This is a genomic window from Methylotenera mobilis JLW8 (assembly GCF_000023705.1).
Taxonomy (GTDB): Bacteria; Pseudomonadota; Gammaproteobacteria; order Burkholderiales; family Methylophilaceae; genus Methylotenera; species Methylotenera mobilis.
On record NC_012968.1, the window covers coordinates 31,290 to 51,043 of the forward strand.

Sequence of the window (19,754 nt, forward strand, 5' to 3'; positions counted from 1 at the left end):
TGTCACCATCTGTACTACACGTTCATATTGTCGTTTTTAGTTCACAGTTTAGTGCACAGTCCAGTCCACTAAACCTGTATAAGCTGTTAGCAGTACGATGCCGCCAAACACCAGGCGATACCATGCAAAAATCGTAAAGTCATGGTTGCTGACGTAGCGAATAAGCGCTCTAACCGCAATCATGGCACTAATGAACGAAAATATAAACCCCATTGCCCAAGCGCCCATGTCGTCCATGCTGAGTAGGGCACGGTCTTTGTACATGGAGTAAATAGAGGCCATGCCTAGGGTTGGGACAGCGAGGAAAAATGAAAATTCCGCGGCTGCTTTGCGCGATAAGCCAAAAAATAAACCGCCGATGATGGTAGAGCCTGAGCGCGACATGCCTGGAATTAGCGCCACCGCTTGTGCCAGCCCCAGTTTTAAAGCATCTGCTGGGCGAATATCATCCACCGTTTCTATGGTGATGGTATGTGTACGTTTTTCTGCCCACAAAATAATAAACGCGCCGATAATGAAGGCCAGAGCGACCGGCACGGGTTTAAACAGATGGGCTTTAATAATGCTACCAAAAGCCAAACCTAAGATAGCTAACGGTAAGAACGCAATGGCCAGATTAATGATTAAGCGGTTAGCAATCGGGTCGCGTCCTATACCGGCAAATGTGTTGGTAAAGCGAGCGCGGTATTCCCACACCACGGCTAAAATGGCACCCAGCTGTATGGCAATATCAAATACGTTGCGCTTTTCATGGTTCATGAAGTTCAACAGGTCGCCGGCCAAGATTAAATGCCCGGTGCTGGAAATAGGCAAAAACTCGGTTGCACCCTCAACGATGCCCAGTAATGCGGCTTTCAGTAGTAACAAGATATCCATAGCTGATTTTGATAAGTAAAGTGATTAGATAGGCGGTAACCGAGCTTATGAGCAAAGGTTAATGCAAGGCATTCTGATGCTAGGCATCTGAATATTGAATAGAAACGGCGCTTAAGCGCCGTTTCTATTGTGGAGCTGTTATTTTAGCATCCCCATGACGGCTGATAATAAATTACCAGAGTTGCCGTCTACTTCACCATTTGGTGTCATTTTGTCGATCGCCTGTGGCAAGTATTCTGCAATTTTTTCGCTGATGTTATCAGGCGAGAGATTGAGCTTTTCGGCAATGCCGGCAATGCTGTCGCTGCCCAGCACTTCTGTTACTTGCTCGGCAGAAATCGGCAAGTTATTGCCTTTGCTAATCCAAGATGCCGCTTGCTCAGGAAAACCTGCGTCATTAAATTTGGCGAGCACGCCTTCTAAGCCGCCATTTTGCTTAAACAAATCCATGGCGATTTGCAGCATGGCGCCTTTATCTCCGCCCATGTTGCTTAACACTGCGCCAGCTAAACTATCAAATAATCCCATGATGAAACCTCGCTATCAATAATTAGTTATTAAGCTATGCTACATTAAAAGCGCTCATCACTGCGTAAATAGCGCCATTGTCCTACCGGTAACTTACCTAACGTAATGCTGCCCATGCGAATGCGTTTTAAGCCAACGACATGCAAGCCCACCATTTCGCACATGCGACGAATCTGCCGTTTTTTGCCTTCACGCAGCACAAAGCGTAATTGATCTTCATTTTGCCAGCTTACTTTGGCTGGTTTCAGCTTTTCGCCGTCTAAACTTAGGCCGTAATTTAAGCGTTTCATGTCGGCATCGCTCAGCTCACCGGTGACGCGCACCAGATACTCTTTTTCTACCGTAGAATCTTCACCAATCAAGTGGCGCGCAATGCGGCCATCTTGAGTGAGCACTAACATACCGGTGGAGTCAATATCCAAGCGGCCAGCTGGCGCTAAGCCTTGCAGCATGCCGCGGTGAAATTGTTTGGGGTTGTGCTTGTGCAGCTCAGGGTCGTCTTCCCACTGGTTGTCTGGGTGTACCAGCACGATAGCCGGTTGATAACCATCTTCCGCCTGACCGCTCACATAACCCACAGGCTTGTGCAGAATAATCGTCACGTTTTCAGCCTGATACTCCTGTGCATAACTGCTGATAATGATTTCGGCATCAGGCTTGATGCGTGTGCCTAATGTTTCAATGATCTCACCATCTACTTTTACCCAGCCGTTGCTAATCCACTCATCCGCTTCACGGCGTGAACACAGCCCGCGCTCTGCCATCACTTTAGATAAGCGTGGCAAATCTGGCTGGCTAGCATTAGCTTTGGCGGCAAATGCTTCTTTATTGGTACGGGTTTTATCAAACTCACTGGCCACAAAGCCATCGCGCACTTTACCGCCACGGCGTGGTGGGTTGCGGTAGGCGCCTTCACGGTCTGCTCTATCACGTGTGGTTTGCATGCTTTCTAATTTGCGCGCGTCTGGTTTTCGAGCATCTGGGTTAATCGGGCGCGATGATGGCGCACGGCTATCAGGCGTTTGCTCGCGGGAAGTTGAGTGCAACGTACCATCGTGGCGGTGGTTCCGCTGACGTGGCGCATCTTGTCTTGCTGAGTCTGTATATGGTCTGTCTTGTCTCGGCCTATCTTGCCTATCCGCAGATTGCCGCGGCGCTCTTTGCTCATCGCTGGCACGCATAGGCGAGCTTGCCTCAGGTGCACTCGGACGTTGTGGTTTTGCCGGAGCAACGCTACGGTCACGCGTAATCGTGGTTGAGCGGCGCACCGGTGCTTTAGTGGTAGCAGTGGTGTCGCTAGGTTTTTTGGTGATTTTAAGTGTGGTCAAAGTGGCGTGAGTACAAATTTAGATGAATGAGCTATTTTAACAAAATATCACTAAGTATTTGTATTTATTAAATCAAGCAATTGTCTATACAGTGATGGGTCGAACTGATATTCGACCTGATAGTCCAATTTGTCTGGACTTGGAGGTGATAAGGATGAAAAGGGTTCGTTATTTATTAATCGTGTTAGGGGTGTTACTGAGTTCCGTGACTTCTGCTGCAGTTCAGGTGGGCATAGGTATCGGACTCCCTCACGTTAGCATCGGCATTAACTTCCCAGCGTATCCTGAGTTAGTGGTGGTTCCCGGTTATCCTGTCTATTACGCCCCACGGCTACAGGCGAACTTATTCTTTTACGATGGCCTTTACTGGGTTTATCAGGATGATTATTGGTACGCCAGTTCATGGTATAACGGGCCGTGGTGGATCGTAGAGCCTGAGTTTGTTCCGGTATTCATTCTACGTGTTCCGGTTCGCTATTATCGTCGACCACCTGCTTATTTTATCGGCTGGCGGGGTGATGCCCCACCGCGCTGGGGTGATCGTTGGGGGCATGATTGGAGTCAACATAGACGTGGCTGGGATAGATGGGATCGCCGTTCTGCGCCACAACCTGCGCCACCGCCGGTTTATCAAAAACAGTACTCAGGGGATCGCTACCCTAGACAAGTAGAGCAGCAGTATGAAATCCATCAGCAAAATTATCATTATCAGCCGCGTGACCCTGTAGTGCAACAGCAATATCAGGAGCAGGCTGCACCACCGCAGGGATCTATCCAGCAAGAAAGGCAGCGTATACCGAGACAAAATAGCAATCCACAGCAGGGTGATGATGTGCGAGCACCTAGTCAGGCTAACGTTCCCAATTCAGGGGCATATATAAATCGTGATGAAGACGTACAACGGTCAGCACCGCCAATGCCGCAACAAGGCCGTCCTGAAATTCAGGATCAAAGGACGCGGCCAAGAGTTGACCAACGCGATCAGCAAGATGGCGTAGATGTGTATAGGCCAGAGCAGGGTGCAACTCAAGAAAGGCAGCCGCAACGACAGTATCGTCGTCAACAGCCTCAGCAAGAGACTGGTCAGGATGGAAATAATACAACAAATGAGCCAAGGGGCAGGCGGGGCAGAGAGTGGAGTGGTGACAATAATCGGGGAGGAGATAGCATGCGTGATCATCGAGGTGGTGGCGGTAATGAGTATCACTAGGTAATGCTTATTTCAATGTATTTCCTTGTGATTACGCCCAGCATCGGTTGCAAGCAATTTTATCAAATTGCTATAGAGGCGTGGCATATGCACATCAATGCTCAAGCTGGTTAGTCTTCAACCTTACCAAACCAAACCTTTTTCAGTTTGCTTAATTTATATTTCAAGCCAGCATTTTCATTAGAAAGTGCATCTAAAAAGAGTGAGAGCCTGCGTGATTTAATCACTGTATAAAAGGTGAGGGCACTTACTGGTATAAAAATACCCATAAAATATAGCAGTTTTGAGCTGGTGGAGATTTGGGTAAAATCGAAAATATTCATGCCCAGAATACCGCTGGTCATGGTGCCGATAAGACCAAAAATGGTGACTACCGTTAGACGCACCACGGTATCTGCCTGACGCTTAATTTCTTCTCCTTCCAAATACTCAGCCATATCCATAATGCGCCGACGGGTTTTTTCAAACAGATCGGCAGTGCCTAGTTGTTTGTGCATCATGTTGAACAAGTCTTTGGAAACGGCTTGGTCAGAAATGCTCTCAAACCAATAGCGATGGGTAAAGCGCAGAAACACACCCATTACGTTGCGTATATTTTGCCTAAAGCTTTTGATGGATTGCTCGCTCTCAAGGTTTAAGCGGCTAATGGCTTGCACCATACGGTCTGACAGCATGAGTAATGCCGCTTTCTGAAAGTGCGCAATTAAAAATAGTAAGAAGTATTGGTTTTGATAATTGTTTTTAATGCCGGTTTTATTGTTAGTAAAGACACGGTGTTGCTGACTGCCAACCACCACGAAGTTTTGGCCGGTACACATAATGCGCGTGGTGCTCCAGGGATCTATCTTCTGGTTATCCCAGTAGCGGTCATAACAATATTTCTTTTCAAAGTCGGCTAAAAAATCTTCAGTAAACGGTAGTGAGTTAGAGTCCCACGGCTGTGTCACCAAACCCAAGCGGATTAAATCACCACGGGTCAGTTCGGTAATACTCTCAAACGCAAAGTAGCCCATTAAAGGCATGCGCTGGTATTCTATCTCGCGGTAACGAATTTCTCCCACCTGGCTGGAGTAGTGCTGTACCAGCGGGCGCATTAAGAACTCCCAATGCAAGGATACGCAAGGTACGTGGTTATCCTTCACAAATGCCAGGTAGCGCGTCTTGTCTTGATAATCGGAGCTGGAAAGCACTTGATTATTGCTATCTAGCCATTCTATGCTTTTGGCACAATGGCCGGCATCGCCAGACTCTTCCCAATAGTTGGGGTAGGTGCGCCCTAGACGGTAGAGCGTGTCCATAGCGTGTTTTAGCTGAATATCTTTGCCGGTGACTTCTAGTGCTAAAAAGGCAATATCAATATCGTAGAAGAAATACAACTCAATATGCGCTACTTTTAACAGTATAGGGGCGGTGTCGTGAGTGAGCGTAATGCGAACCTGTGTAACATCATTACGGGTAAAAATATGAATGGGGGACTCGCCATAGCCGCCTGCTTCTTTGCCGTGCTTACCTTCTCCATATAAAAAACGCTGTGCATATGGCATAAACGTTACAAACTCTTGGTAACGTAACTCGCTTAAGCATTGTGCCGCCATGGAGAAATCATCTTCAATCTCGCGCCAAGGCGTATCACTGATGTTTTTTAAAATATCCCAAGGACGTTGGATTTTGCCTTGGCTAGCATCCGTGATGAGTTGCACCGGCCATAGCAGGGTTTGCCTAAATTCTTTAACGGTGCAAGTTTCAATATTGTTTGCCACAAAATACCTTGATAGAAGTTGTTTTGAGAAATATTTAGGTAGAGTCTTAAGTATGAGCAATTATTTAGTATGCACAATGATTGCTCAAGTGGATGCGTAATTCAAGTATTAAAAATGGTATAGAGTAAACGCAGGCATATTTATTTGCTTGATGCAGCGATGTTTAGGCAATGTAAAGCGATGAGCGTGTGGCGACTGGCAATAAAAAAGCCAGCATTGCGCTGGCTTTTTTACTTAACTTCCCGACTGCTCGGGAGTGAAGAATTGCTATTACACTTTTTGGTAAACCTCTGAGCCTTTTTTCACGAACTCGATGGCTTTTTCCTGCATGCCTTTGGTCAGCGCTTCTTGCTCTGAAACACCTTGCTCAGCTGCGTAATCACGAACGTCTTGCGAGATTTTCATTGAGCAGAAATGTGGGCCGCACATTGAGCAGAAGTGTGCTTGTTTTGCACCTTCTTGTGGCAAGGTTTCGTCGTGGAATTCCTTAGCTTTTTCTGGATCTAGACCCAGATTGAATTGGTCTTCCCAACGGAATTCGAAACGTGCTTTTGATAAAGCATTGTCGCGAATTTGCGCGCCTGGGTGACCTTTTGCCAAGTCTGCCGCGTGTGCTGCGATTTTGTAGGTAATGATACCAACACGTACGTCTTCTTTGTCTGGTAAGCCTAAGTGCTCTTTTGGTGTTACGTAGCACAGCATTGCACAGCCGTACCAGCCAATCATGGCTGCGCCGATACCTGAAGTAATGTGGTCGTAACCAGGTGCGATGTCAGTGGTTAATGGGCCTAATGTGTAGAACGGTGCTTCACCGCAATGCTCTAATTGCAGTTCCATGTTTTCTTTAATCAGGTGCATTGGTACGTGGCCTGGGCCTTCGATCATACATTGTACGTCGTGCTTCCAAGCGATTTGTGTCAACTCACCCAATGTTTTCAATTCTGCAAATTGTGCTTCATCGTTAGCATCGTAGATTGAGCCTGGACGTAAGCCATCACCTAAACTGAATGAAACGTCGTACTGTTTCATGATTTGGCAGATGTCTTCAAAGTGCTCGTACAAGAAAGACTCTTTATGGTGTGCTAAACACCATTTCGCCATGATAGAACCACCGCGTGACACGATACCGGTCATACGTTTTGCAGTCATTGGAATGTAAGCCAAGCGTACGCCTGCATGGATAGTAAAGTAGTCCACACCTTGCTCTGCTTGCTCAATCAATGTGTCGCGGAAGATTTCCCATGTCAGGTCTTCAGCTTTGCCGTTTACTTTTTCCAAAGCTTGGTAGATAGGCACGGTACCGATAGGCACTGGTGAGTTACGGATGATCCACTCACGGGTTTCGTGGATGTTTTTACCTGTTGATAAATCCATCACGGTATCGCCGCCCCAACGTGTACTCCATACCATTTTCTCTACTTCTTCAGAAATAGAAGAGCCTAGTGCTGAGTTACCGATGTTGGCATTGATTTTAACCAAGAAGTTACGGCCAATAATCATCGGCTCGATTTCAGGGTGGTTGATGTTAGCCGGGATAATCGCGCGGCCACGAGCAACTTCATCACGCACGAATTCTGGCGTAATCATTTTCGGGATGTTGGCACCAAAGTCTTGACCTGGGTGCTGTGTTTGCAACAGCTCGCTCATGTTTTCGCGACGTTGGTTTTCACGAATGGCAATGAACTCCATTTCTGGGGTGATAATGCCTTGGCGTGCGTAATGCATTTGCGATACGTTAGCGCCAGCTTTTGCGCGCAATGGTTTGCGGTGCAGGTTGAAGCGCATTTCTGAAAGCTCTGGGTCAACTAGGCGTTGGTGACCAAATTCAGAAGTAGGGCCATCTAATTGTTCTACATCGCCACGTTCCGTAATCCAGCCGGTACGCAAAGCTGGCAAGCCGTTGCGGATATCAATGCTGATGGTTGGGTCTGTGTATGGGCCTGATGTGTCGTAAACGACTACAGGTGGGTTTTTTTCTGCACCAAACGCAGAAGGGGTATCGCTTAATGAAATTTCGCGGAATGGTACGCGGATATCTGGGCGTGAACCTTCAACATATACTTTGCGTGATTTAGCAAAAGGGGTGGTTGCGCTCTCATCAACAGAGGCAGTTTCATTAAGAAACTTGGTTAGATTTTTATCGGTGGCGTTCAAGTGTGGCTCCTAGCAAAGAACGTAAGGAGCAGAAAAGCTGCGTGCCCTTACTTAATTTATTTGTAGGAAAGCGGATTGATGCTTTCCTACGGCGGCATGACCCGCATCAGGTTCGAAGGGTATATCTCACTGCATTTTGTTAAACCATTTGTTTAAAAACGCAGACCCCTAGCAATTAGCGAAATATACGCTAAATTTGCTATAAAACCAAGTGTTTAAGTCAAGTGTTTAATTGGTGTAACTTGCAGATTAAAGTAAGTGGCGAGATTGCCGTAACTGTTTAAGTGAGTTGGTGTGGCTACTGTTGCGCCTGTCATAGCGGTTATTGGATGGCGGCTTTATATCAATGCATGCTGGATTGCGGCTGCGAAATGCTTAAAAATCAGTGGTTGTGTGTGTTTTTTGGTACACTTGTAGTGTACGTATCGTATTTAACTCAAACTTAAAATGGTATTGGTGAAATTATGGCATTAGCTATCTATATCGGTTATTACCTTGTGGCGATTACAGCGCTCTTTTTTCATTTCACTGGTCATTTAGAGCGCTGGGGCATGGAGTGGGTGATTTTGGTGTTGGCGGCAACCGTATTTCCTGTCGTGCTTTACGTTTAATTCACCATCGCGTTGCAATTTAACCCTTCATTATTTTTTTGCAGCAAACTCACGCGCCAGTCTTGCTTGTTTTTTTAGGCCTAGGTTAACCGCCCTTGGCAATACGCCATTAAGCCAGGCGAAAAACGTTTCTGGCTGACCAATAAATACTTCCTGATTTTGATGTTCGATTGCTTTCACAATAATTTCCGCCACTTTTTCCGGATCATCAATATTACCGCCAGTTTTAGCCAGCATCGCTAGCGTTGCTGCGTCGTTCATCGGTGTGTTGACACCACGCGGGGCAATATAGGTAACGCCAATATTGGTGTCGCACAACTCACGGCGTAAGGCTTGTGAAAAGCCATGAACTGCATATTTGGTTGCGCAGTAGGTAGCATAGTGCGGAAAACCCAGTGAGCCCAAAATAGAGCCTATCATTACCAGCTGACCTTGATTATTAGACTTAAAGTGCGGTAACAGCGCATTGGTAAGCTGAATTGGCGCGGTGACGTTGGTGTGTACCATTTGCGCTATGCGTTCCGCACTTTGGTCTTCAAATTGAATAAAATCCAGAATTGCCGCATTGTTAATCAGCACATCGATACCATTAAACATTTGCAGGGCTTGCTGGGCGACTTGCTGTACGCTGTCTGCGGCTTCAAAGTCGGCAATAATGACTTTGGCGTTGCCGCCTTTGTCTTGAATTTGTTGGCTTAATGCGGCGAGCTTATTGCCATCGCGCCCAACTAAAATCATCTTTGCACCTTTGCGTGCCAGCATGAGTGCCAGATGTTTGCCTATACCGCCAGTGGCGCCAGTGAGTAGAATGCATTTGTTTTTTAGCTGCATAGTAACCCTATTCAATTTTGCATGTATTCGGCTTCTATTGTACGGAAAATATTGCCATACAATCTATAAAATGTTTTAGCACTGTGAATCAGTATGGCTTGGTCTTCAGCATTGATGATTTGGTTCATTAAGCTCTCGTAAAATGAAACATGGCTGATATCAAGCGAACCATGAGAGAGTAGGTAGCTAAAGGCCTTCTTCGGCAGGTTTAATGATTGCATAAGTGCTTCACCTGCGTGCGTGGCTACTGCAGTGCTGGTGCCTTCTAATACTAGTACCATGCCAAAAAAGCCAACCGGATTGACGCGGTTAATCATATCGTAGGCATACGCCACCATGAGTTCGGTGGCGAAGCTGGCGCTATGGTTTGCTGTTGCGCTGTTGCGCACCGCCTCTTTATCACCGCCACATGCTTCAATATCATTAAGCACCCATTCTTGATGCCCCATTTCTTCTTCAATGTACTCACCGATGGCGGTGCGTAGCCATTCATAATGCGCAGGCAGGCGACCGCCGCACGCCATGAGCAGCGGCGTGGTGTGCTTTACGTGGTGGTAAGCCTGGGTTAAAAATCCCACATAGGTTTCACGTGAAATCTTGCCGGTAGCACCCTGAGTAATGAGCGGTAGGCTCAGGAGCTCATGGCGTTCTTTTTCTGTTGCTTGTAGTAATCTTTGGTAAAAGTTCATATGCATTATCTTTCGTAAAGCGCATTAATTTTTTGCTGGTAATGTTGCCAAATGGCGTCTCTGCGGTTTCTGCCATTAGCCGTCAGCTGTTGGTTGTTTAGCGTAAATGGTTCGTCGGCTGGCAGCCATTGCGTGATTCTGGCGTAGTCTGGCAAGGCATCATTAATGCTTTGTATGGTGGCTTTAATCTGCTCCATCGAGCTATTTCTGCCAGGTACGATAATCGCGGTGTTCCATGGTCTTGCCTCGCCAAACAGGGCTGCTTGTGCGATGCTAGGCGAGATTGTCAGCTCTCGCTCCACCCACTCTGGGGATACATTGCGTCCAAATGAGGTGATAAATATGTTTTTCTTACGGCCAGAAATCACTAAATAGCCGTCTGCGTCAATATAGCCAATGTCTCCGGTATAAATCTGCGATGCTTGTGTGGCAGATTGGCCTACGTAGCCTAAGTAAGCATTGCCGTTGACGACGACTTCGTGCTCGTCCGTGAAGCTTATGTCCAGATGCGGCAAAACCTTGCCCACAGAGCCAGTTTTATTAAATGCAGGCGTATTGAGCGCTACCACTGAGGCGCATTCAGAAAGGCCGTAACCTTCATACACCGGTATAGAGACTTGCTGTGCACGTTTAAGTAGCGCTGGTGATACAGATGCGCCGCCTACCGCTAAAAAGCGCAAGTTGTTGGGAAGCTTAGCGCCTGCTTCTATTTGATGCACCATCGCATTCAGTAGCTCTGGGGTAAAAATCGCCGTAGATGCTTGCGTTTGTACAAATGCATTGAGCAGCTTTTGAATATCTAGCCCTGTGGCGCGTGTTAGACCAATGTCGCTGCCAGGTAGCAATACGCAGCAGGCACCGGCAAGCAATGGCGCGTAAACGCCAGCTACATTTTCTAATAAGGTGGCGAGTGGCAGTACGTTTAAATGGATATCGTTTGACGTTAATTTGGTAGCATCGGCAATCGAAGTTGCTACATTCATCATATTGTCTGTACTGAGGCACACGCCTTTAGGAGTGCCTGTGGAGCCAGAGGTGTAGGTGATTTTGGCAGTGTTTGCTGGTAAGGCTGCTTTTGCTGGCGATTTTAATACAAATTGCGTGAGTGTTTTTCCGGCCACTGTCCACTGTAGTTGGCTTGCAATGTTGTTGCTTAGTAATGGCTCAAACAGCTCCGGATGGTCTGTGACTACGATATTCACACCGGCATCTGCAATAGCGTGCAACCATTGTGTGTTTGAAAAAAAGAACGGAAGTGGAATCAGCGGGATATTGCTTGCTAATGCAGCTAAATCCAGCACCACCCAAGCGGGATGGTTATCTAACGCCAAGGCAATGGTGGGCTGCTGGTTTAGCTCACACCACATGCGTTGCTGTGCTTGAATCTCGGCTTGCAATTCGGCATAGCTGAGCTGGCTGTTCGCGCCGCGCAGAGCGATTTTATTGCCATTGTGGCCGGCATGTGTTGCGATAGCAGCGTTAATTTTATCTACTCGCATAGCATTTATAGCTGGGCTATCCCTCTCACTGCCACTACTTGTGGTGAGTTATCGTAATAGCGCCCCCAAGTAGTTTGCTCGGCAGGCGTGAGGCGCGATTTTTCGGCACTTTGTAACGCATAAACATCGCGCCCACCTTTGATCAGCCCATTTTGCAGGCTGTGGTGGGCGGTGGCTACACACCATTCAACGTTATTGTCTAAGCTGTATTGGATGACATGTGCGATTAACACGCCGGCATTACGCGGGTTGGATACGGCTAAATTACCAATCTCGGTAATTTGCTGGCGGGTGATAACACGGTTAAAGCGGTTAGAGAGCATGGTTTCAATCGGCGCATCCAGATAGTGCTCTAGAAACAAGGGTTCTGCATCAGCTTTGCGCATGCCAAATGCCGCGACTAACTGATTATTCTCGCCGCGCAGGCTAATGAGCTGCGGCATAAAGTGTTGGATGTCAGCGCCGTAGGTGTGCGCAAATACATCATGAATAAACTGCTCCACCTCTCTGCGGTCTGGTGCGTCTACCTCAACGCAGGCCGCTTTGATATCGCTGGCAAGGTGGCGCTTGGCTGCTGCAAAAGGGCGAGTTTTATACGCAGCTTCTGCATTAAAAAATAATGGGCTTACATTCAAACTTAGGCTCAGCATGTTGTCGTTCACTTTCAATTCATCATAGATTATTTCTAAACTGATCACTGCTACACGTGGTTAACTTCACGCAAGTAATGTGCCTAGGCATGGCTGTGATGAAGTGCTATTACCAATATGTGTTGGTTGACATGTAAATATATATTTAATAATCATATGGTTACGAGTTATCCTGAGCTGCTGATGCCTTGTTTTTATTGCATACTGATACTTAATTTATGCCGGTTAATACATCAAGCTGCATGCAAAAATGGTATGTAACTTTAGGATTTAAAGATTGACAGCATGTAAATATTGCACCGATGGTGAATAAACTTGATAACCATTTAATAACAATAGCTTAACAATGCTAGTCTTATCGTAGCTCTATTGCTTCTTCGACATTTTGTTGCTGGATTGGTGCCGCTTGGAGGCGTATTTTCTAGCGAGCATGCGACGATTGCTCACTGCAGTGACTGACCTAGCTTAGCTTGCGGATAGAGTGCTACGGATAGATATGTTGTGGATAGATGCGAGATAAGTAGGGTGTGGGTAGATACAATCTAGATAGGCGCCATGTGATGGCATTGCCTAATTGCATTTAATGGCGGCAGCATCGGTGCTGGTCTCACCATTAGGCAGTATCCACAGCACGGCTTTAACGCGGGTATCCAGTTTGCAGGCATCCACGTAGGCAATGCTGCCAGCGGTTTCCTGCACGTAACGAATGGCGGCTTCGTCCGAATACAGCACATGAGGCGGTGACACGCCATGGAAATATAAGCCATTCCAGTAGTCGCTTTGTGTGTTGGGCAAGCTGCCTAAGATACTGGTAGAGAAGTGTAGCCTCACTGGGTTGTCAGGTGGTAGGTTAATCGGGTGTATGCGTTGGCCATGTGACCAGTAAGTTTTTTTGCGCCAATAAATGAGTTTGAGCTCGCCCACCGCAATACTTTTGATTGGATTATCGTTCGCTACAATCACCGCAATCACGGTTTTATCTGCGGCATAGCTAGCCATAGTCAGGCACAGGCTGCTTGTTGCTAGCAAGAGGGCAAGCAGCAAGCGCATTAGAACAGCACCGCAAATGAAGCTAAAAAGCCGCGTGGTGACTCAGGCTGGTCGTTACTGCCACCGGTAAACTCTAGTTTCAATAACTGAGTGGGCTTAACGCGCCAAGTGGCGCCAAGCAGCCAGCGTTGCTGATGACCTTCGTCAGGACGCTGAAAGGTTTCAATACGTGTAATGCCATACCAGTTGGTGCCGACGGGTAATGGGATAGCGGTTTGCAGATAAGCGCCATAGCCACTGTTGCTGTTATGTGTATCCCAGCGCTGAAATGCCTCGCCCAATATTTCAATGTCGCGGTAATGGGTGATGAAGTCTAGCCCTAGCATGTGGTAACGAGTGCTAGTGGTATTCTTTTCTTCGAACGACATGATGTTAATGCCTATATTCGCCTGCTGGCCAAACGCAATGCGCGCACCTTTAGTATTTTTGAAATTTAATTCGTCGTGGCTTATATCTTGGTCTTTTAGTGTTTCTATGTACACCGAGTACTCCAGCGCGCTGGTACTCAGCGGTATGGCGCCGTAGCTCATGATGCCGTTGATGGCGGTTGGAAACAGCCTGCTGGTTGCCATGGGGCGTGAACTGGTCCAAACCAGCGGTGAGGCGTGTAGCTGGTTCCAACGGCCAGTGGGAGTGAGAAAGCGTCCGCCGCGTAGATTGATGTTGTCTGATAGGTTGTAATCTAGGTAAAAGCGCTCTAAATCAATATTGCTTTGTTTGCTGTGTAGCTTGTTATCATCATCCCAGGTAAGCGGCTTTTCTAACTCTAGTTCGCTAAAAAACCTGAAGCGGCTTTCGCTCTCCCAAGTCAAAATTAGGCTGATTTCATTAATGGCGGCGGTGGTTTCTGCGGTACGCGGTACCGCAATACCAGCGCTGCCGTAGCCGCCCAGCCTAAAGCCATCCAGTAAGCTGGTTGTGGGGGTAGCTGGCGCCTCTGCATAGGCAAGGTTGCACAGCAGCAATAGCAGGGCTACACTGCCGGTACGGAATTTACCGATACGAAGTTTATTGATGAGCGGCATGGATGCTCCAGGCGCTAAAATCAGCGATAATTTTTGAAATTAAAAGCATAAGCGGATTATATGCGATAACCGTGGCTAGCATGGCAACACGCTAAGCAAGGCCGCAATTAACTATGCTGTCAATACAAGCAGTTAAACACACGCAGTTAAATATGGGTGCTTAAGCACAGGCTCACTACTTTGAATCTATCATTTGTAAAATCAATGTCAGTCAAGAAATTGCTATTGTTGGGTTTCTTGATGACAGCATTGCTACCGATGCTAATCGTGACATTGCTTACATTTTACGAAGCGCGTACCGTATTGCGAGAAGAAATCGCCCGCGATATGCAAACACGGGCTAACGCAGCATCGCGTCAGGTAGATAATCTGATGTTTGAGCGTTTGCAGAACCTTGCCTCTTGGAGCCACTTGGAGGTGATGGATGAAGTGGTCATCGGTGACTTTGACAAGCGTTTATCTAACTTTCTCAATGAGCTTAAAGTGAGCTACCACGGCGTTTACCGGTCTTTATACGTCGTGAATAATCACAATGTGATCGTGGCCTCCAGCCAGCCAGCGGATATAGGCAAGCCTGATCACGCTACCCCGCTATGGTTGCAGATTTCATTTGCCAATCGCACGGTACGTTTGTATCAGCTTAATCAGCAGCAACTGCCGATGTCCAGCGATATCTTGGATGAAAATCAGCATAAAGTGGGTACCTTATGGGTGATTTTTGATTGGAGTGCAGTGACCAGGATTCTAGAAAGCACAACCAATCAGGGTAGTGGAGCGGCCTTAATTAATCTGGATGACGCGCAGCGCGAAACAAGGGTGCTGGCAGAAACGCAGCACTGGAAAAAAATCGTGGCGGCCCATGACATTTCTGTCGATTCTGTCTTACAGCCTACCGCCGAGCCACCGATATTTAATTGGATAGTGTCAATTGCGCAATATCGTTCTGTGGTGATGGCACCAGTGCACCGCATGGGCTACATGTTTATACTACTCTTGATTATTACTGGCTTGCTAGCTGCCACTTTTGCTGCGCCATTGTCGGCGCGCATTACTCGGCCTTTGGCTAGGCTTACGGATTACGCTAATCACTTTATGCGTGCTACCAATGGGGCGCCACCCACAGTGGGTGGGCCGGCAGAGGTGCGCGCATTGTCCAGAGCATTTAACAAAATGATGGATGATTTGACTTTGTCAAAAGAAAACCTGACACGTGCCGCCAAGCTAGCGGTGGCAGGTGAAATGGCGGCGGCCATGAGCCATGAAATCAGAACGCCGCTGGGTATATTGCGTTCATCGGCACAAGTGCTGGCGCGCGAAAAAACCCTCAGCCCGGAAGGGCAAGAGGTGGTGGCGTTTATTCAGATGGAAACAGAGCGTTTGAATAAATTGGTATCTACGCTGGTAGATTCTGCGCGTCCACGCCAACCTGAGTTTGCTGTACATGACATGGTGCCTATGCTAGAACACGCAGTGGCCATGCTGCGTATGCAGGCGAATAAAAAAGATGTTAACCTGGCTGTGGTGTTACCTAAGCCTTCTGACGACGAGGCGCAGAGTCGTGTGCTGGTGGAGTGTGATGCCGAGCAGATGACACAGGTGCTGCTCAATTTGCTGTTGAATGCGATTCAGGTGCTACCTGCGGGCGGCCAAGTGGTTGCCTCTATCACGGATGCGCCAGATCATGTCATTATTAGTGTGGCAGATAACGGGGCCGGGGTGACCGAGGCGCAGAAAGAGCAGATATTTGACCCATTCTTTACGCAGCGGCCTGGTGGCATTGGTTTAGGTTTGGCAGTATCCAAGCAGATAGTAACTGCTCACTTTGGCACGCTCACGGTAGAGAAAAGTACCCTCGCCAGCAGTGGCGCAGATTTTAGAATCGAACTCCCGAAGCGACAGCTGCTCAATGAAGCAGTGCCAGACTAAGGCCAGTATAGTAAAGACAGTAAAGTGAGATTATGTCAGACAGCACCAAATACATATTAGCCGTAGATGATGAACCCAGCATGTTGCGTTTGCTGGAGATTAGCCTGCGTCAAGCAGGTTATCAGCCACTAACCGCCAGAGACGGGCGCGAGGCGCTGGAGGTGATTAATGCGCAACAGGTGGACTGTGTGGTTACCGATTTACATATGCCGCGCATGGATGGCTTGCAGCTGCTGAAAGAGGTACGCAAGACCGATACTGAGCTGCCGGTGATTATTGTGACGGCACAAGGCGAGATTGGCTCTGCAATCGATGCCATGAAAAATGGCGCATCCGATTACATTCTGCGTCCGTTTGATTTAGCCGAACTAGAGCTGGCGATTAAGCGTGCGTTGTCATTCTCACGTTTGGTGGTAGAAAACAGATTCCTGCGTGAAGATAAAGCTGACACGACTGGTTTAATCGGCAATAGCCCAGCGATGCAGCATTTGGCGGAGTCTATCCGCCAAGTAGCGCCTGAAAAAGCAACCGTGCTGGTAGCGGGTGAGACCGGTACCGGTAAGGAGCTAGTGGCGCGCGCCATTCATGCCGCCTCTCCGCGCAATAATGCATTGTTTGTGGCGGTGAACTGTGCGGCAATTCCCCACGAAATGCTGGAGTCCGAGTTATTTGGGCACGAAAAAGGCGCGTTTACCGGCGCTGTGAAAGAGCGTATCGGTAAGTTTGAGCTAGCCGATGGCGGTACCTTATTTCTAGACGAGGTAACGGAAATGCCGATGCAGCTGCAGGCCAAACTGCTGCGTGCACTGCAAGAAAACGTGATCGAGCGCTTGGGCGGTAATCGCCCGATTGCTGTGGATATTCGCGTAGTGGCGGCCACCAATCGCAACCCGCGTGATGCGATTAAAGACGGCAAGCTACGCGAAGATTTATATTACCGCTTGAACGTTTTCCGTATTGATTTGCCTGCCTTGAAGGCGCGTAAGTCTGATATCGAGTTGTTGGCCACTCACTTTTTAGCTAAACGTCGCGTAGATATTTCAGCGCAGGCAGTGCAGGTGCTGATGCAATACGACTGGCCAGGCAATGTGCGCGAACTGGAGAATGTACTGGAGCGCGCAGCTATCATCAGTGGTAATCAACAGATACAGCCGCAGCATCTGCCAGCAGAAATGCTGAATAGTAATGGTGAGTTCATCGATGCCACTGCCTTAGGCCATAATGCAGATACTGCCGAAGCGCCGCAAAATCCGCTGTGCTTACCGAATGCGGTGGAGCAGTTAGAGCGGCAACTCATTGCCAAGGCACTGGCGCAGACTAATGGCAACAAAAGTAAGGCCGCAAAATTACTGGAAATCAGCGAACGCTCCTTGTGGTACAAGCTGAGCCAGTACGGCATTAGCTAGTACGCAGGCATTAGCGTAAAAGTACCTTAGCCAATAAGCACTTGCGTTATAATCAACATTAAATAAAACCTACTTAACTTAACCACTTCAACATAACCAATTCAGAAGTAATCAATTAGAGTGATCAAGATGACACAAACAGCTAAAGCAGTAGAAAGTGCTCAATTCAACATCGGTGAAGCTAGATTTAACATGATTGAGCAGCAGATTCGTACTTGGGAAGTGTTAGACCCTGTGGTACTAGCGGTGCTAGATGCAGTGCCACGTGAGAAGTTTGTTGCAGAGTCTCAAGTGGGCTTAGCCTTTGCAGATGTGGAGCTGCCTATCGGTGAAGGCCAAACCATGCTGTCACCTAAGTTGGAAGGACGCATTCTGCAGGCGCTAAATATTAAAAAGACCGATAAAGTATTGCTAGTGGGTACCGGTAGCGGCTATCTGGCTGCGTTGCTGGCTACTTTGGCGCAGCATGTACATGCGGTTGAAATTTATCCAACGCTATCTAATGCAGCGCAATACCGTTTGCAGGCGCAGGGCATCCATAACACGACTTTATACGTAGCTGATGGTGTAAATGGCTTTGCAGCTGCCGCACCGTATGATGTGATTGTGTTTGCTGGCTCTTTGCCGTTGCGTCCGTTGGCGGCAGAAAAAATGCTCAATGTTGGCGGCAGGTTATTTGCTGTAGTGGGTGAGTCGCCAATTATGGAAGCAACCGTGACCGAGCGCGTGGGCGAAACTTCCTTCCGCCATGAAACGATTTTTGAAACCTGCTTGCCAGTGTTGGAAAATGCGCCACAAGCTAGCAAGTTTGCTTTTTAATTGTACTAATTATTATTTATTAAGCCGTTATCTCTATGCTTAAAGCCTTTATTCAGTGCATGGTGTTGTGGTCAGTATGGGTGAACTTTGTCCATGCGGATGACAAAGCTTATTCATTGATAGAGGTTTATCAGCAAGCATTGGCAAACGACCCCACGCTGGCCTCGGCTTTGAGCGCCAATCAGGCGGCGCAAGAAAGTATAGAGCAAGCTAAGGCTCTGTATCGCCCCGCGGTTAATTTAAATGCAGCCGCTACCGCCACGCAGTCTGATCTTAAATACTTATCCGGCGCCAGCCCGTTTCGAGTGCAAGGGCGTACCAACTATGAAGGCTATAGCTATGGCATAGAGGCGCGACAGCCGATTTACCGTAAAGATAGCTTGGTCCAAATTGACCAAAGTAAGGTGAAAGTAAGTCAGGCAGATAAGCAGCTGAATCTAAGCAAGCAAGATTTGATTTTGCGCGTGACGCAGGCCTACTTTGACGTATTGCTGGCGCAAGACAAAATAGACTTAATCATTGCGCAAAAGGCCGCCATACTCAGCCAGCTAGAGCAGGCCAAGGCTAATTTTGAGGTAGGTACCGCCACCATTACCGATGTGAACGAGGCACAAGCACGTTATGACTTAGTGTTTGCGCAAGAGATTGCGGCGGTGAATGAGCACCAAATTGCACAGCGTGCGGTGCAGGCCATTACCGGGCAATATGCGCAGCGGCTAGCGACTGTTAAAGCAGATATGGCGACCACGAGCCTGACGCAAGGTGTGGATAAGTGGTTAGAGGTTGCCAGCCAAAACAATTTAAACCTGCAAATTCAGCAGGATGCGTTAGCGCTGGCCGGGCAAGAGGTAGAGCGTTTGAACGCAGGCCATTTGCCTACCTTGGATGCAGTGGCGAACTATAACAACAATTATTCCAATGGTAGCGCGAACGGTATCGGCAGTGAGCTCAAAACCGCGGTCGTCGGCTTGCAGTTACAAATCCCGCTGTATCAAGGTGGTGCGGTGAGTTCACGCGTGCGCCAGGCCGTGCTCAATCAGCAAAAAGCACAAGACGATGTGCAAATTGCACGCCGCAGTGCGGAGTTGGAAACACAGCGCGCTTACCTTAATTTAAGCTCTAGTATTGCGCAGGTAAAAGCCTATGAGCAAGCGCTGGTGTCCAGTCAAAGCCAAGTCGATTCTACCAAGTTAGGCTATGAGGTAGGTGTGCGTACCAGTGTCGATGTGCTGAATGCGCAGCAGCAATTGTTTAGCGCCAAGCGTGATTTATTACAGGCACGGTATAGCTATTTGGTGAATATCATCCGCCTGAAAGCAACCTCTGGCGTAGTGGCCGAGGTGGATTTAGCGGATATAAACCAGCAGTTGGTAGCAGTGGGAGCACATTAAT

17 protein-coding genes and 1 riboswitch are annotated in these 19,754 nt (G+C 47.9%); of the genes, 6 read left to right on the forward strand and 11 right to left on the reverse strand.

The window, feature by feature from the left end; genetic code table 11:
* Nucleotides 1-48 precede the first annotated feature (48 nt).
* From MMOL_RS00150 to MMOL_RS00160, 3 genes are all read right to left on the reverse strand, one after another.
* Nucleotides 49-876: an undecaprenyl-diphosphate phosphatase gene (locus MMOL_RS00150; protein WP_012777398.1), complete on the reverse strand. Its 828-nt coding sequence runs from the start codon at nt 874-876 to the stop codon at nt 49-51.
* Between the two features lie 138 nt (nt 877-1,014).
* On the reverse strand, nt 1,015-1,404 hold the full coding sequence (locus tag MMOL_RS00155) for a YidB family protein (protein WP_012777399.1): 390 nt from the start codon (nt 1,402-1,404) through the stop codon (nt 1,015-1,017).
* A gap of 44 nt (nt 1,405-1,448) precedes the next feature.
* A complete protein-coding gene (locus tag MMOL_RS00160; RefSeq protein WP_012777400.1) occupies nt 1,449-2,732 on the reverse strand; it encodes a pseudouridine synthase in 1,284 nt (427 codons plus the stop codon).
* A gap of 154 nt (nt 2,733-2,886) precedes the next feature.
* On the opposite strand from MMOL_RS00160, the gene MMOL_RS00165 reads away from it, so the two are divergent.
* Nucleotides 2,887-3,942 carry a hypothetical protein gene (locus tag MMOL_RS00165; protein WP_012777401.1) on the forward strand — a complete coding sequence of 352 codons (1,056 nt, stop codon included), beginning with the start codon at nt 2,887-2,889 and terminating at the stop codon, nt 3,940-3,942.
* 110 nt (nt 3,943-4,052) lie between these two features.
* On the opposite strand, the gene MMOL_RS00170 is transcribed toward MMOL_RS00165, so the two are convergent.
* A complete protein-coding gene (locus MMOL_RS00170) occupies nt 4,053-5,702 on the reverse strand; it encodes a hypothetical protein (protein ID WP_012777402.1) in 1,650 nt (549 codons plus the stop codon).
* Nucleotides 5,703-5,972: 270 nt separating this feature from the next.
* On the reverse strand, nt 5,973-7,856 hold the full coding sequence (gene thiC, locus MMOL_RS00175) for a phosphomethylpyrimidine synthase ThiC (RefSeq protein ID WP_012777403.1): 1,884 nt from the start codon (nt 7,854-7,856) through the stop codon (nt 5,973-5,975).
* 66 nt (nt 7,857-7,922) lie between these two features.
* Nucleotides 7,923-8,036: riboswitch (TPP riboswitch) on the reverse strand.
* Between the two features lie 284 nt (nt 8,037-8,320).
* Between thiC and MMOL_RS12160 the strand changes: the two genes are divergently transcribed.
* A complete protein-coding gene (locus MMOL_RS12160; RefSeq protein ID WP_012777404.1) occupies nt 8,321-8,467 on the forward strand; it encodes a hypothetical protein in 147 nt (48 codons plus the stop codon).
* A 30-nt stretch (nt 8,468-8,497) separates the two neighbouring features.
* On the opposite strand, the gene MMOL_RS00180 is transcribed toward MMOL_RS12160, so the two are convergent.
* The 6 genes from MMOL_RS00180 to MMOL_RS00205 form a co-directional block, all read right to left on the reverse strand.
* Nucleotides 8,498-9,298, reverse strand: a complete 801-nt coding sequence (locus tag MMOL_RS00180; protein WP_012777405.1) for an SDR family oxidoreductase — start codon at nt 9,296-9,298, stop codon at nt 8,498-8,500.
* A gap of 11 nt (nt 9,299-9,309) precedes the next feature.
* Nucleotides 9,310-9,987 (reverse strand): iron-containing redox enzyme family protein, encoded by a 678-nt coding sequence (locus tag MMOL_RS00185; protein ID WP_041928597.1) that lies wholly within the window; start codon nt 9,985-9,987, stop codon nt 9,310-9,312.
* 5 nt (nt 9,988-9,992) lie between these two features.
* A complete protein-coding gene (locus MMOL_RS00190) occupies nt 9,993-11,486 on the reverse strand; it encodes an AMP-binding protein (protein WP_012777407.1) in 1,494 nt (497 codons plus the stop codon).
* Nucleotides 11,487-11,491: 5 nt separating this feature from the next.
* Nucleotides 11,492-12,148: a thermostable hemolysin gene (locus tag MMOL_RS00195; protein ID WP_238524385.1), complete on the reverse strand. Its 657-nt coding sequence runs from the start codon at nt 12,146-12,148 to the stop codon at nt 11,492-11,494.
* A 558-nt stretch (nt 12,149-12,706) separates the two neighbouring features.
* Complete coding sequence (locus tag MMOL_RS00200; RefSeq protein WP_012777409.1) at nt 12,707-13,186, reverse strand: type 2 periplasmic-binding domain-containing protein; 480 nt, start codon at nt 13,184-13,186, stop codon at nt 12,707-12,709.
* Nucleotides 13,186-14,211 carry a hypothetical protein gene (locus MMOL_RS00205; RefSeq protein ID WP_012777410.1) on the reverse strand — a complete coding sequence of 342 codons (1,026 nt, stop codon included), beginning with the start codon at nt 14,209-14,211 and terminating at the stop codon, nt 13,186-13,188. The genes MMOL_RS00200 and MMOL_RS00205 overlap by 1 nt, the downstream gene beginning before the upstream one ends.
* Nucleotides 14,212-14,415: 204 nt before the next feature.
* Here MMOL_RS00205 and MMOL_RS00210 point away from each other — a divergent pair, with 204 nt between their 5' ends.
* From MMOL_RS00210 to MMOL_RS00225, 4 genes are all read left to right on the forward strand, one after another.
* Nucleotides 14,416-16,137: a sensor histidine kinase gene (locus tag MMOL_RS00210; RefSeq protein ID WP_012777411.1), complete on the forward strand. Its 1,722-nt coding sequence runs from the start codon at nt 14,416-14,418 to the stop codon at nt 16,135-16,137.
* A gap of 32 nt (nt 16,138-16,169) precedes the next feature.
* Entirely contained in the window at nt 16,170-17,543 is a 1,374-nt protein-coding gene (locus MMOL_RS00215; RefSeq protein ID WP_012777412.1) for a sigma-54-dependent transcriptional regulator, read from the forward strand.
* Between the two features lie 129 nt (nt 17,544-17,672).
* Nucleotides 17,673-18,362: a protein-L-isoaspartate O-methyltransferase family protein gene (locus MMOL_RS00220; RefSeq protein ID WP_012777413.1), complete on the forward strand. Its 690-nt coding sequence runs from the start codon at nt 17,673-17,675 to the stop codon at nt 18,360-18,362.
* 35 nt (nt 18,363-18,397) lie between these two features.
* The gene (locus MMOL_RS00225) at nt 18,398-19,753 is read left to right on the forward strand and encodes a TolC family outer membrane protein (RefSeq protein ID WP_012777414.1); all 1,356 of its coding nucleotides are present in this window, start codon (nt 18,398-18,400) and stop codon (nt 19,751-19,753) included.
* The last annotated feature ends 1 nt before the right edge of the window (nt 19,754 follow it).

Excerpts from the sequence above, each read along its gene's own strand:
- MMOL_RS00150 (WP_012777398.1), bottom strand. The coding sequence starts at position 876 with ATGGATATCTTGTTACTACTGAAAGCCGCATTACTGGGCATCGTTGAG.
- MMOL_RS00155 (WP_012777399.1), bottom strand. The coding sequence starts at position 1,404 with ATGGGATTATTTGATAGTTTAGCTGGCGCAGTGTTAAGCAACATGGGC.
- MMOL_RS00165 (WP_012777401.1), top strand. The coding sequence starts at position 2,887 with ATGAAAAGGGTTCGTTATTTATTAATCGTGTTAGGGGTGTTACTGAGT.
- MMOL_RS12160 (WP_012777404.1), top strand. The coding sequence starts at position 8,321 with ATGGCATTAGCTATCTATATCGGTTATTACCTTGTGGCGATTACAGCG.
- MMOL_RS00180 (WP_012777405.1), bottom strand. The coding sequence starts at position 9,298 with ATGCAGCTAAAAAACAAATGCATTCTACTCACTGGCGCCACTGGCGGT.
- MMOL_RS00185 (WP_041928597.1), bottom strand. The coding sequence starts at position 9,987 with ATGAACTTTTACCAAAGATTACTACAAGCAACAGAAAAAGAACGCCAT.
- MMOL_RS00190 (WP_012777407.1), bottom strand. The coding sequence starts at position 11,486 with ATGCGAGTAGATAAAATTAACGCTGCTATCGCAACACATGCCGGCCAC.
- MMOL_RS00200 (WP_012777409.1), bottom strand. The coding sequence starts at position 13,186 with ATGCGCTTGCTGCTTGCCCTCTTGCTAGCAACAAGCAGCCTGTGCCTG.
- MMOL_RS00205 (WP_012777410.1), bottom strand. The coding sequence starts at position 14,211 with ATGCCGCTCATCAATAAACTTCGTATCGGTAAATTCCGTACCGGCAGT.
- MMOL_RS00210 (WP_012777411.1), top strand. The coding sequence starts at position 14,416 with ATGTCAGTCAAGAAATTGCTATTGTTGGGTTTCTTGATGACAGCATTG.
- MMOL_RS00215 (WP_012777412.1), top strand. The coding sequence starts at position 16,170 with ATGTCAGACAGCACCAAATACATATTAGCCGTAGATGATGAACCCAGC.
- MMOL_RS00220 (WP_012777413.1), top strand. The coding sequence starts at position 17,673 with ATGACACAAACAGCTAAAGCAGTAGAAAGTGCTCAATTCAACATCGGT.
- MMOL_RS00225 (WP_012777414.1), top strand. The coding sequence starts at position 18,398 with ATGCTTAAAGCCTTTATTCAGTGCATGGTGTTGTGGTCAGTATGGGTG.